Annotated in this window: 9 protein-coding genes and 2 pseudogenes; 6 read left to right on the plus strand and 5 right to left on the minus strand. The window is 33.0% G+C overall.

Annotated elements, in window-relative coordinates; all coding sequences use genetic code 11:
- Nucleotides 1-95: 95 nt before the first annotated feature.
- The 3 genes and pseudogenes from P5P90_RS10725 to P5P90_RS10735 all read left to right on the plus strand — a co-directional run bounded on the left by P5P90_RS10725 (nucleotide 96) and on the right by P5P90_RS10735 (nucleotide 2,734).
- Entirely contained in the window at nucleotides 96-821 is a 726-nt protein-coding gene (locus tag P5P90_RS10725; protein WP_278034684.1) for a polyprenol monophosphomannose synthase, read from the plus strand.
- Between the two features lie 10 nt (nucleotides 822-831).
- A pseudogene (locus tag P5P90_RS10730) lies at nucleotides 832-2,173 on the plus strand (dihydroorotase).
- Nucleotides 2,174-2,176: 3 nt separating this feature from the next.
- Nucleotides 2,177-2,734, plus strand: coding sequence for a DUF4296 domain-containing protein (locus tag P5P90_RS10735; RefSeq protein ID WP_278034685.1), 558 nt, complete (start codon nucleotides 2,177-2,179; stop codon nucleotides 2,732-2,734).
- Here the strand turns inward: P5P90_RS10735 and P5P90_RS10740 are convergent.
- A complete protein-coding gene (locus tag P5P90_RS10740) occupies nucleotides 2,727-3,719 on the minus strand; it encodes an NAD-dependent epimerase/dehydratase family protein (RefSeq protein ID WP_278034686.1) in 993 nt (330 codons plus the stop codon). The two genes, P5P90_RS10735 and P5P90_RS10740, sit on opposite strands and share 8 nt — an antisense overlap.
- A gap of 166 nt (nucleotides 3,720-3,885) precedes the next feature.
- Between P5P90_RS10740 and tyrS the strand changes: the two genes are divergently transcribed.
- Nucleotides 3,886-5,178 carry a tyrosine--tRNA ligase gene (gene tyrS, locus P5P90_RS10745; RefSeq protein ID WP_278034687.1) on the plus strand — a complete coding sequence of 431 codons (1,293 nt, stop codon included), beginning with the start codon at nucleotides 3,886-3,888 and terminating at the stop codon, nucleotides 5,176-5,178.
- A 147-nt stretch (nucleotides 5,179-5,325) separates the two neighbouring features.
- A pseudogene (gene uxuA, locus P5P90_RS10750) lies at nucleotides 5,326-6,534 on the plus strand (mannonate dehydratase).
- Nucleotides 6,535-6,557: 23 nt separating this feature from the next.
- Here the strand turns inward: uxuA and P5P90_RS10755 are convergent.
- The 4 genes from P5P90_RS10755 to P5P90_RS10770 all read right to left on the minus strand — a co-directional run bounded on the left by P5P90_RS10755 (nucleotide 6,558) and on the right by P5P90_RS10770 (nucleotide 12,240).
- Entirely contained in the window at nucleotides 6,558-7,538 is a 981-nt protein-coding gene (locus tag P5P90_RS10755; protein ID WP_278034688.1) for a LuxE/PaaK family acyltransferase, read from the minus strand.
- A 90-nt stretch (nucleotides 7,539-7,628) separates the two neighbouring features.
- Nucleotides 7,629-7,973, minus strand: coding sequence for a T9SS type A sorting domain-containing protein (locus P5P90_RS10760; protein WP_278034689.1), 345 nt, complete (start codon nucleotides 7,971-7,973; stop codon nucleotides 7,629-7,631).
- 100 nt (nucleotides 7,974-8,073) lie between these two features.
- A complete protein-coding gene (locus P5P90_RS10765; protein ID WP_278034690.1) occupies nucleotides 8,074-9,237 on the minus strand; it encodes a hypothetical protein in 1,164 nt (387 codons plus the stop codon).
- Nucleotides 9,238-9,408: 171 nt separating this feature from the next.
- Entirely contained in the window at nucleotides 9,409-12,240 is a 2,832-nt protein-coding gene (locus tag P5P90_RS10770; RefSeq protein WP_278034691.1) for a TonB-dependent receptor, read from the minus strand.
- Nucleotides 12,241-12,417: 177 nt separating this feature from the next.
- Here P5P90_RS10770 and P5P90_RS10775 point away from each other — a divergent pair, with 177 nt between their 5' ends.
- Nucleotides 12,418-13,104 (plus strand): response regulator transcription factor, encoded by a 687-nt coding sequence (locus P5P90_RS10775; RefSeq protein ID WP_278034692.1) that lies wholly within the window; start codon nucleotides 12,418-12,420, stop codon nucleotides 13,102-13,104.
- The last annotated feature ends 25 nt before the right edge of the window (nucleotides 13,105-13,129 follow it).

Below are 13,129 nucleotides of genomic sequence, written 5' to 3' on the forward strand. Positions count from 1 at the left end.
AATTAGTAAAATTTTAAATCAATATTTTTAATATACAATTATTATGTTTCAAATGCTATAAAAAGGTTACTTTTGCGGTGAAATTTCTAGAAAATATGAATAATTGTATTGTTATAATTCCAACCTATAACGAAATTGAAAATGTAGAAAGTATAATAAGGGCAACACTTTCGCAGCACAAACATTTTCATGTACTTATAGTGGATGATAATTCTCCAGATCATACGGCCGATAGAGTTCGTTTGTTACAAACAGAATTTGAGGGGCGTTTATTTCTAGAAAGCCGAAAACAAAAATCAGGTTTAGGAACTGCTTATGTTCATGGTTTTAAGTGGGCATTAGCACATAATTATGAATTTATTTTCGAAATGGATGCCGATTTTTCACATAATCCGCATGATTTAGAAAAGTTGTATAATGCTTGTCATTTTGGTGATGCCGATTTAGCTATCGGTTCACGCTATGTAACCGGAGTAAATGTAGTGAACTGGCCATTAAACAGGGTGCTGCTGTCTTATTTTGCTTCCGTTTATGTTCGAATGATTACTGGAATGCTTATACATGATGCCACAGCTGGTTTTGTATGTTACAAAAGAGAGGTTTTAGAAAAAATCAACCTTGACAAAATTAAGTTCGTAGGTTATGCGTTTCAAATAGAAATGAAGTACCGTACTTTTTGTAATAATTTTAAAATTACCGAAGTTCCTATTATTTTTACCGATAGAACGAAAGGACAATCTAAGATGAGTAATTCTATAATTGTCGAAGCTGTTTTTGGGGTGGTTGCCTTACGTTTAAAAAAATTAGTTAACAGATTATAAAACAAAAACAATGAACAGGGTTTTAATTAAGAATGCCAAAATAGTAAATGAAGGAGTAATTTTTGAAGGCGATGTATTAATTGAGAATGACTTAATTGTTGAAATTTCAGAAAGCATTAGTGCAAAATCATCCGATTGTAAAATTGTTGATGCCGAAGGGAATTTTTTAATGCCTGGCGCTATTGATGATCAGGTGCATTTTAGAGAACCAGGTTTAACACATAAAGGTGATATCGAGACCGAATCCAGAGCGGCAGTGGCAGGAGGAATTACTTCGTATATTGAGCAACCTAATACGGTTCCTAATGCGGTTACGCAAGAAATTTTAGAAGAAAAATATAAAATTGCTGCCGAAAAATCATTTGCGAATTATTCGTTTATGATGGGAGCAACAAATGATAATTTAGAAGAGGTTTTAAAAACCAATCCTAAAAATGTGGCTGGAATTAAAATATTCTTAGGTTCTTCAACCGGGAATATGTTAGTAGATAATCAGGCAACTTTAGAAAGAATTTTTTCAAGTATCACCAATGCTTATTGCAGTTCACTGTGAAGATGAAGCGACTATTAAAGCTAATTCTGAAAAATTCAAAGCAGAATATGGTGAGGATGTTCCAGTAACGGCGCATCATTTAATAAGAAGCGAAGAAGCTTGTTATTTGTCTTCTTCAAAAGCAATTGAATTGGCTAAGAAAACAGGGGCTCGTTTGCATGTTTTCCATCTTTCAACTGCAAAAGAGATGGATTTGTTTACCAATAAAATCCCATTGGAAGAAAAGAAAATTACAGCTGAAGTTTGTGTGCATCACTTATGGTTTACCAATGATGATTATGAAACGAAAGGGAATTTTATCAAATGGAATCCAGCAGTTAAAACAGCTAAGGATAGAGACGCTTTGTGGAAAGCTTTGTTAGATGATCGTATTGATGTAATTGCAACTGATCATGCCCCACATACTCTAGAAGAGAAAAAGCAATCGTATTTGAAAGCACCTTCTGGTGGGCCATTAGTACAACACGCAGTAGTAGCAATGTTTGAAGCATATCACCAAGGAAAAATTAGCGTGGAGAAAATCGTAGAGAAAATGTGTCACAATCCGGCTAAAATTTTCAAGATTGAAAAACGTGGTTTTATTAGAGAAGGCTATTATGCCGATTTGGTAATTGTAAATGCAGGTTTGCCTTGGGGTGTAAAAAAAGAGAATATCTTTGCTAAATGCGGATGGTCACCTTTTGAAGGATATACTTTCAAATCAAGAATTACGCATACTTTTGTAAACGGTCAATTAGTGTATAATGCTTTTAAAGTAAAAGATATTCGCGCTGGAAAGAGACTATTATTTGATAGATAGGTCATGAAAAAAACGGTTTCATTTTTAGTAATTGTAATGTTGTTCTTAAGCTGTAAAGACGATGCGGTTAAAGAACCAGAACGTCTTATTGATCGAGAGGTGATGGAAAACATTATATATGATTTATCGCTGCTTGAAGTGATAAAATACAATGAACCTGGTACTACCGAGAAATACATAGTAAATCCAAAGGAATTTATTTTAAGAAAATACAAAGTTGATAGTGCTCAATTTGCGCAAAGCAACATTTATTATGCATCAGATTTTGAAAAATACAAAGCGATGTATGATAGTGTTGTGAAACGTATGGAAAGAAATAAAGTTCATTATGATTCCTTGGTTAAAAAACAAATCAAGAAAGATTCTTTAATTCAAGCTAAAAAAGAAAAAATGGACTCACTTGCTAATGCTAAAAAAGTAGCTTTGGCTAAGAAAGATTCATTAAAAAAGCTAAAGAAAAAAGATTCACTGCTTTTGAAGAAAAAAACAATTAGCACCAAGAAAAAAATACTTTCAACTACCAAAGCCGCAACGATTAAAACCAGTAAAGCCGTTAATTAACCGAAAAGTTATCTTTAATATATTGCTGAACATCTATGAAAGAAGTTTGCAAAGCAGATTTGATTTTTTGATTAGAAAATTCCTTTTTATTTAATAAAGATTGTAAGCTGTCTTTTGAAATTTGCTTTGGTTTGGTAGAAAATAGAGAAAGGACCCAATACAATCTCCACGTTAGACCTATAAGAAAAGGCTTGGCTTCGATGCTAGGCCTTTTTACTTTTAATGTGTTGGCTATGGTGTTAAAGAGGTCTCTGAAAACGATGTTTTGTCCTATAAGAATAAAACGTTCATTGCAAATGGAACTTTCCATTAATTCAATCATGATTCCTACTAAATCATCGACTACAACAAAAGCCGTTTTTCCGTAGGTGTAAAATAACAATCCATCAGCGACTTTTTTAATCAATTGTCCGCTACTTTGATTTTCAAAACCAGGTCCAATGATGATTCCTGGATTTACAATAATGACTTGTAAACCTTCTTGTTGTCCTCTCCAAACTTCCATTTCGGCACCATATTTTGAAATAGCATAATCACTATGGTGTTTTTCAGGATTCCATTCGGTTTCTTCGGTAATACTTGTTTCATGAGCAGCTAAGTCACCTAAAGCGGCTATAGAACTTACATGGCATAGTTTTTCAACACCTTTGGCTAAACAAAAATTGACAATGTTAGCCGTGCCTTCGATATTTATTTTTCGTAGTTTATTTTCGTCTTTTGAGTCAAACGAAATGTATGCAGCACAATGATACACTTGAGTGATTCCTATAAATGCATCTTCTAGCGCTGTAATGTCAAGGATGTCTCCTTTAATCCATTCGACAGCATTAAATAATGTTGATTTTTGGTAATGTTCAAATAAGGATTTTGTTTTTTGAATTCCATTTTCATCACGATAAATGGCGCGCATTTTTGCTCCATTTTCTGCTAAACGAAGTAATAAATGTGCTCCTACTAAACCTGTTCCTCCTGTGACTAAAATCATAAATGCAAATGTAGCAATTTATCAATTTTATAAGGTAACAATTAGTTTTTTAGATATTTTTTTAAAATTGGTTCATTTTCAAATTTTCAAATTGTCTAATTAAAGCTATCTTTGCCCACACAAAGCCGAAAAGGCTTTACTGACGAAAGTAAATTGATTACAAAAGATGAAAAATTTTATTGAAGAAGTAACTTGGAGAGGTATGCTCCACGATGTTATGCCAGGCACTGATGAACATTTGATGGAACAAATGCGTGTGGCGTATGTGGGGATTGACCCAACTGCAGATTCATTACATATAGGACATTTAGTTGGAGTAATGTTGTTGAAACATTTTCAAATAGCGGGACACAAACCATTGGCCTTAGTAGGTGGAGCAACTGGGATGATAGGTGATCCGTCTGGAAAATCCAACGAAAGAAATCTATTAGACGAAGCAACATTGCGTCATAATCAAGAATCGATTAAAGCACAATTAGGTCGTTTCCTTGATTTTACTTCAGATGCACCTAATGCGGCTGAATTAGTGAACAACTACGACTGGATGAAGAACTTTTCTTTCTTAGACTTCATTCGTGATGTGGGGAAACATATTACAGTAAATTACATGATGGCTAAGGATTCGGTTAAGAAGCGTTTGTCTTCTGAGTCGGCTGAAGGAATGTCATTCACTGAGTTTACCTATCAATTAGTTCAAGGTTATGATTTCTTGCATTTGTACAAAGCAAAAAGTTGTACATTACAAATGGGAGGGAGTGACCAATGGGGGAATATCACTACGGGAACTGAATTAGTTCGCCGAATTGAAGCAGGTAAAGCTTATGCTTTAACGTGTCCATTGATTACAAAAGCAGATGGAACTAAATTTGGTAAATCAGAAGGTGGGAACATTTGGTTAGATGCTGCTAGAACTTCTCCATATAAGTTCTACCAATATTGGTTGAATACTTCGGATGTGGATGCTGAAAAATACATCAAGATTTTCACTTTCTTGTCTAAGGAAGAAATCGAAGATTTAACTGAAAAACATAGAGAAGCACCGCATTTAAGATTATTGCAGAAAAAATTGGCTGAGGAAATTACAATTATGGTTCACTCGGCAGAAGATTTAGAAAATGCAATCAAGGCTTCCAATATTTTGTTTGGAAATTCTACTGCAGATGATTTGAAACAATTAAATGAGAAAACTTTCTTAGAAGTTTTTGATGGTGTTCCTCAGGCTGAAGTGGCAAAATCTGAAATCGAAGCAGGAATCGATATTGTGACGGTTTTAAATGAAAAAACAGGATTTATGAAATCGAATGGTGAAGCTAGACGTGCATTAACGGCTAATTCTATTTCGGTAAATAGAGAGAAAGTAAAAGAAGATTTTGTGCTTTCTACACAAGATTTAATCAATAACCAGTTTGTATTATTGCAAAGTGGAAAGAAAAACTATTTTGTGCTTAGAGTTGTCTAATAAGTTATAGATTTTCTAAATAGATTTTAAAAACCTGACTATATAAAAGTAGTCAGGTTTTTTATGTTTTTAGAAGTTAAGTTTTCTATTTTTGGGATTCAAGATTTTCTTGTAGTATATGCTATTTATTGAAACTAAAAATAATTTATGGAATTAAAAAAGACATTACGATGGTTTGGAGCAAAAGACCCTATTAGTTTGGTACAAATTAGACAAACTGGTGCTACTGGAATCGTTACGGCTTTGCATCATATTCCGAATGGTGAAGTTTGGTCGGTAGAAGAGATTATGAAGACCAAAAACAATATTGAATCCTATGGTCTTACATGGGATGTTGTCGAGAGCTTGCCAGTTCATGAAGATATTAAGAAAGGAAAGCCTAGTCGTGATCAAATTATTGCCAATTATAAAGAAAGTGTCAAAAATTTAGGTCAATGTGGTATTACAACCATTTGCTATAATTTTATGCCTGTATTGGATTGGGCCAGAACCAATTTGAATTAAACCTTGGAAAATGGTACGGTGGCTATGTATTTTGGAGTCGATTTATTCGCCGCTTTTGATCTATTTATTTTAAACAGACCCAATGCTTCACAGGATTATACCGATGAACAGCTAAAAAAAGCTGAGGCAGTTTATAAAACATTAACCCCTGAAGAGGCGAAGAATTTAGCCTATAATATAATAGTAGCTACCCAATCTTTTATTGATGGTGCGGTAGGAGAAGATGAAAAAGAGCCTATTACTATCTTTTTGAAATTATTGGCAGAGTACGATGGAATCGATAAACATAAACTAAGAGAGCATTTTGCTTATTTTTTAAAGGAAGTTATTCCCGTAGCAGAAGAATCTGGTGTGCGTTTAGCCGTTCATCCAGATGACCCGCCATTTCCATTATTAGGATTGCCTCGTATTGTGAGTACAGGAGAAGATTTTGAGTGGTTGTCTACGGCTTGTCCTTCGCTTCATAACGGTATTACGTTTTGTACCGGTTCTTTAGGAGCAAGAAAAGATAATGCACTTGCAGAAATTTTTCAAAAATATGCCGAGCATGTTCATTTTCTTCATTTGAGAAGCACAAAAATACTAGACAATGGTGATTTTTATGAAACAGAACATTTAGATCCCACAGTTGATTTGGCAGGAGTTATGAAAGCCGTTGTTGAAGAACAATTACGAAGAAAAAACACTGGAAGAATCGATTTTAATATACCCATTCGTCCGGATCATGGACATAAAATGTTAGACGACTTTAATCGAAGTGGAAATCCAGGTTATCCTTTGATAGGGAGATTAAAAGGTTTAGCTGAGTTAGCTGGATTAGAAGCAGGAATTCGTTTTATGGCGAATCAATAAATGTAAGATGGAAGGGGGATTTATTAAACCACCATCAAATTACAACCACGTATATCCGAATTATCAAAACGTCCCAATACCTCAAAAGAGTTGTTGGGATATTTTTTACCCAAATCCTGCGTAGCAATAAAGGAACAAGAATTGATGTTAGCCAAATCAATAACGTTGATTCCTCCTGTTTTTCCTTGCGGAATATAATTCAAGGCATCTTCGGTATCACGAATGAGAATTTGCATCCATGAAGGGCATTCAAAGACTCCGTTTCCGAGAGAGTATGCCTGTGAGAGTAATTCAGTCATGCCATATTCTGAATGAATAGCTGAAACGCCAAAACCCGAACACAATATTTCATGAAGTTCTTCCCGAATCATTTCCTTGCGTTTCCCTTTCATTCCTCCGGTTTCCATGATGATGGTGTTTTGGAGTTGGAACTTCTGCTTTTCAATTAAATCCAATAATGCATAAGTAACTCCAATAAGGATTACATTTTGTCCTGATTCATCAATTTCAATTAATTTTTTAATCAAATCATCATGATTGTGAAGGTAAAACCCACTTTCGGGATGATTGGAGCTTTTAATTAAATCTTCGACCATGTAAATTAGGGAAGAGCCTTCTCTTTCTAAATAAGATGGAAGTAAGGCTAAAACCACATAGTTTTCGATATTGCCATAAAATTCGGAGAATCCTTTTTGGTAGCTTTCTTCGTAGAGAGTTACATCTGTTACTAGGTGTTTACTGGTAATCATACCTGTTGTTCCGCTGCTTGTAAAAGTAGTTTGGATAGGATGATTGTTAGAAACTACATTGTGGCTTTTAAAAAACTGAATGGGTAAAAAGGGAATTTTTTCTAGTGATTTGACTTTTTGCACATCTGTATTTAGGAAATCACAGAATTTTCGATACACCGCGTTATTTTCGTGTTGAAAACGAAATATTTTTAAAGCTATTTTTTCAAATTGCTTTTGATTGGAAATCGTAAATATATCGGTAGTGCTTATCAAGATTTTTTTTGCAAAGGTATCATTTAATCCTTTTTTTAGAAATAAAAAAAGCTTCAAATTCAATTGAAGCTTTAGGATGTTTTTTGTTTATTATCGAACAATGAGTTTTCGTGTAGCCGAACTGTTTTGTTCGTTAATCTTGATAATATACACGCCTGGTATAAGGCTGGAAATATTAAGTTCTCTAGAATTAGCATTCAGATTCGTTTGTATAACCTTTTTTCCTAACAGATCAAAAATAATAATTTCTTTTTCGCCGTCATTTTTTGTGGTGATAGTTATCTTTCCATTGTATACAGGATTAGGATACAAATTCAAGCCCTCAATAACCGAGGAGCTATTGGGATTGTTTTGCGTTTTATTTTCCTGAGCATTCATACTCAAGGAACAGAAAAAAACCGCTAAGAGAATAATATAAAAGTAGTTTTTTATCATTCTATAAATTTTATATATCGTAAAGTTATATAAAAAATACTTACTAATCAAAAAAACCTCTCATTATGAGAGGTTTTTTAAGGATATTTTAATACTTCAATTATTTGATTAAGCTTACTCCATCAACAGTTGCCCAAGCACCTGTTGTTAAATTAGCACCTGTTGAAGTTGTACTTGTAGTGTAAAAACCTACTGGGAAAGAAATTGTATAACCTGTAGCTCCAGCTCCTTGTAAAGGTGTACTACCTGCAATTTTCACATCAGTTAATTTAATTTTACTTCCTGTTACTTGATCAGTATTTGTTGCAAGATCTTGGATTCTAACAGCTACTGCGTTAGCATCAGTGTATCCCTCGATTAAGATGTTAGAGTAGAAACCATTACCTTGTTTTTTAAACTGTATAGCGTCATACTCTGCTGCAGAAGATCCTCCTTCAGTTACTGTACCAGCTGCTCTTTTTAAAGTAATGTTGCTAACTACAGGGTAGAAGCTATTGTTTACTCCTTTTGCTTCTATTTCCATTCCGTAGTTTGCAGTACCTGTTTGGTAAGCATACCAGTTTGAATTGTTTTGTCCTCTCCATCCATCTTGCCAGTCGAATGAATCGTCAGTATTTCCATAAGAGATAGCATTTTTTAAGCTTACAGTACCTCCGTAAAATTCAAAACCATCATCTGATCCTTTGTAAGCAACTAAGTTTTCAAGAACTGTTTCGCTACCTACAGCATAAAATGAAAAGGCATTCAATTCTTTAGTTCCATCTGCAATTTTTCTACCTGCGTATTCAACACGTACAAACTTTAAAGTTCCACTTGTTGCATTAGATGAACCACCATAAACTGTATTAGTTCCGTCTTCAGAAGTTGCAGTTGTAGAAGAAGAAGATGGTACAATTGCAGCATCACCGTACATTACGATTCCACCCCATGAACCAGGAGTTTTAGTTTTTGAAGTACAAACAATAGGCTCGGCAGCAGTACCTATCATGATTAATTTACCTCCTTTTTCAACAGTTAGTGAAATTAATCCATTAGCATCATCAGCAGTTAAGATTGAGCCTGCAGCAATAGTTAAAGTTGCTCCAGATTTTACACGTACAGCACTTGTTAATTCGTAGTTTCCTTTAACCAATGTTTTGTCAGCAGTAATGTCACCAGAAAGTTGTCCTTCAACTGGTCCTAGAGCAGCTGAGTCATTTTCTGAACTTGTACAAGAAGTTAATAATGTAGCTATTATAGATAAGCTTAAAATTAATTTTTTCATAATTGTTTATATTTTTTACTTCAGCAAATTTATAGTGCTTGTATTGATGTTAGGTTATCTTAAATTTATGAGATTGTTATGTTTAACTTGTTTTATTATTAATTAAAAGTTAAGAGAATGTTTGAGGTTTATAAAGCAAAAAAAACTGCCTAAGCAGTTTTTTTATATTGTTTAGAAAGTATAACTAATACTAAATCCTATTCCTGTTCCTTTTTTAAATTGTCTTACTGTAAGATCGTTTTCAGTAATGATTTTACTACTTGAATCACCTAGAACTCTCCTAAAGTTTTGATTTAAAATATTATCAACAGATAATTTAGTATCTATGTTTTTTGTCAATTTAGTTGTCCAAACAAAATCTAATTTATGGAATGGTTTTTCATATACATGATCAATTCCCGCAGTTCCTACAGCATATATACGGTCACCTGTTACGCTATAAACTAATGTTGTTGTGTTTTTAATTTCTTTTCCTAAATTAAATTCGTATTTTAAATCAGAGTTAATTACCCATTTTGCTGCTCCTTGTAATTCTCTTGAAGCTGAATTTTCAGCTGGATTTTTGATTAAATCAACATTTACTTTTGTATGCATTAACGAAGTATTGAAACCCCAAGAAATATTTTCTAAAACAGGATTTATTCTTTTTAAAGAAAGAAGGAATTCTAACTCTGCTCCAAAAATTCTAGCTGATTTTGAATTATCAAATGTTGTAATTTGTCCTCCACTACTGGCACTTTGAATAAATAAACGCTCAATTGGATTTTGAATTTGTTTGCCAAATACTCCTAAAGCGATTAATTCATTGTTTTCAGGGAAAATTTCATACTTTAAATCAAAGTTGTAATTATCCGTGTTGGTTAATGATTTCCAATCTTTTTCAGAACCATAAACAGATGATGCTAATGGTTTGTTACCTAATACTGATGTACCATCAGCATTTAAATATTCGATAGGTAATAATTCAGCAGAAGCTGGTCTTGTGATTGTTTTAGAAACTGCAAATCTCAAGTTGCTTTTTTCATTTAGAATTAATTTAGCATTTGCCGATGGTAAAATATCTAATTTGTCATCTGTAAATGTTGAGAAATTACTATTTAATCCATATCCAAGACGTCTGAATTTGATTTCTCTTAAAGATTTTTCAGCACGAATACCTCCGTTGATTTCGAAGTTTTCACCAAAATTCCAAAATAAATTGAAATATCCTGCTTGAACGTTTTGGTATAATTTTGATTTATAATCTTCGTTAGATGTTTCTGTAAAACGAATGTTTCCGTTTTCAACGCTATTATCGATCACTCTATTTACTTCATTGATATTTGTAGTAAAACTTGGTAATGAACTTGATATTGGTCTTCCAAATAAAAATCTATAAGAAGAAATTTCCTCGTTGCTAAATCCATTATAACCTACCGATAATTTATTTTCTTTATCATCTGAAGTAGTACTAATGATGTAGTTATATTCTAATTTACCAGAAAAGAAACGATCTCCCGAAATATCTAAGTATTGTCTAATTAAGTTGTTTCCTCCATAATTAGCTGTTATTTCTTCTCCATTTAGTTCTCCAACTAAGAACTTTCTATCAGGTTGACCAAAAGAAGTTTTAACATATGAAAAACCTCCTTTAATGCTATGTCTTTTATCTTCTGTTAGGTTGTAACTACCTAAGATTTGATTATTCCAATATTGAGTTTCTTCAAATTGATTTAATCTTATAATTAAATTAGGACGGGTTGTCTGGCTATTTGTGTAACCAAACTGATCTTCTATTTTTGAAGATGTAGCTCTTAATAAGAATGAATTTAAGCTGATATCAAAACGGTCTGTTTTATATTTGATATTTCCTAAGGTTGAAATTGTATTTTTGTATTCGTAAGAGCTGTTTGCTAAATTGTTGTCATAATTTCCTTGACCAAAATTGAATGTTCTTTCAACTCCTTTTCTAACTTGGTAAGTGTTGTCCTGATTCAAACTAAGTAAATAGCTCAATTTGTTATTTTCTTTACCAATTTTTAGGTTATCTCCATGAATAAAATTGATGCTTGTATTTAGTGGGCTTGTATTCGAATTTACATCCCAATTTGAGTTTTTGTTGTAATCAAAATATTCTGCAGGTGATTGAATGTATCCAGATGGTTTTCCACCAAAATATCCTGGTAAACTTTTGTCATTACCTAAGAATCCTAAATATCCTTTTGTAGAACTAACTTCTTGTGCTTTTAAAAATCTTTCCCCGTTATTGTTGGTAACGTGAGTAAAACCTACAGAAATTTTAGTTAATCTGTTTTTAGCTTCATTAGTTTCAATGTTAACAGTAGCTCCAGCAAAATCTCCTGAAATGTCAGGATTAAATGTTTTGTAGATGTTTAATACACCAACAATATCTGTAGGGAACAATTCTGTTGGAATGATTTTTTTGAAAGGACTATTAGATGGGGCTTGTAAGCCGTTAATTAATAAATTGTTGTATCTGTCTTCAAGTCCACGAACAAATAAACCACGGCCATCTACTTTTGCAATTCCTGTTACTTTTGTTAAACCTTCCTCAACATCACTAACTCCTTTTCTTGATAGTTCTTGAGCTCCAATAGCTTGTTTTATTTCTACAGCATTTTTTTGTTCTAACAATAAAGCTGTTTCTTTTTGACGATTTACTGTAGAGGTGATGACAACATCTTTAAGTGCATAAGCCCCTGAAGATAATGCCTGATCCAATACTAATTTTTCACCGGCAGCTATCTTTATAGCTACTTCTTTAGGTTCGTAGCCTACAAATGTAAACTGTACTACATAACTTCCAGGAGCAATACTAATAGTGTATTTTCCTTCTATATCTGTAGTAGCACTAATTTGAGTTCCTTTTATAAAAACATTGGCAAATGGTAATGTCTCATTATTAGAATCCTTGTCTGTTATTACTCCTGAAATCGTACCTTTACCTTGTGCAAAACTCAATGCAGTAATAAAAAATGTTAAAATGATAAATCTAATTTTCATGTTTTGTTAAATTTTTTGCAAAGAAATGGTAGCTTTGTAAAGTTCATGTTAATCACTTGTTACGATTATGTTGCTCCAGTATTACTAAATTGTTATCTCTTTAAATTACGGTTAACACGACTTTTGGGCTGTTTTTTTATTATTACATTTACATCGCAAAAGAAAATTTGCTAGATTATGAAAAAGAAAAACACGAAGATTTTATTGGTTGATGACGAACCAGATATTTTAGAAATTGTTGGTTATAACCTTACTCAAGAGGGCTACCAAATTGTTACTGCTTCTAATGGTAAAGAGGCTATAGCTAAGGCTAAAAAAGAATTACCAGATCTAATTATTATGGATGTGATGATGCCTGAAATGGATGGCATGGAAGCTTGTGAAAACATTAGAAACATTCCTGAACTGAGAGAAGTTATTATAACTTTCTTAACTGCTCGAAGTGAAGATTATTCACAAGTAGCTGGTTTTGACGCTGGAGCTGACGATTATATTACTAAACCTATTAAACCAAAATTACTAGTAAGTAAGGTAAAAGCTTTATTGCGAAGACTTAAAGAATCAGGTGAGCAAGACAGTGAAACTTTGAATGTAGGTGGAATCGAAATTAATCGTGAGGAATATAAAATTATTAAAGACGATGTTGAGATTGCGTTACCTAGAAAGGAATTTGAATTGTTCTATTTATTAGCTTCAAAACCTGGAAAAGTATTTAAAAGAGATGAGATTTTAGATAAAGTTTGGGGCAACGAGGTAGTAGTAGGAGGAAGAACAATAGATGTTCATATTAGAAAACTTCGCGAGAAAATAGGCGATGACCTTTTTAAAACTATAAAAGGAGTAGGTTATAAGTTTGAAGTATAACATATATATGTATATTTACTTCAGT

The organism is Flavobacterium nitratireducens, from assembly GCF_029625335.1.
GTDB lineage: Bacteria > Bacteroidota > Bacteroidia > Flavobacteriales > Flavobacteriaceae > Flavobacterium > Flavobacterium nitratireducens.

Bases quoted from the DNA above. Each gene is read 5' to 3' on its own strand.
- P5P90_RS10725 (WP_278034684.1), top strand. From the start codon at position 96: ATGAATAATTGTATTGTTATAATTCCAACCTATAACGAAATTGAAAAT.
- P5P90_RS10735 (WP_278034685.1), top strand. From the start codon at position 2,177: ATGAAAAAAACGGTTTCATTTTTAGTAATTGTAATGTTGTTCTTAAGC.
- P5P90_RS10740 (WP_278034686.1), bottom strand. From the start codon at position 3,719: ATGATTTTAGTCACAGGAGGAACAGGTTTAGTAGGAGCACATTTATTA.
- tyrS (WP_278034687.1), top strand. From the start codon at position 3,886: ATGAAAAATTTTATTGAAGAAGTAACTTGGAGAGGTATGCTCCACGAT.
- P5P90_RS10760 (WP_278034689.1), bottom strand. From the start codon at position 7,973: ATGATAAAAAACTACTTTTATATTATTCTCTTAGCGGTTTTTTTCTGT.
- P5P90_RS10765 (WP_278034690.1), bottom strand. From the start codon at position 9,237: ATGAAAAAATTAATTTTAAGCTTATCTATAATAGCTACATTATTAACT.
- P5P90_RS10770 (WP_278034691.1), bottom strand. From the start codon at position 12,240: ATGAAAATTAGATTTATCATTTTAACATTTTTTATTACTGCATTGAGT.
- P5P90_RS10775 (WP_278034692.1), top strand. From the start codon at position 12,418: ATGAAAAAGAAAAACACGAAGATTTTATTGGTTGATGACGAACCAGAT.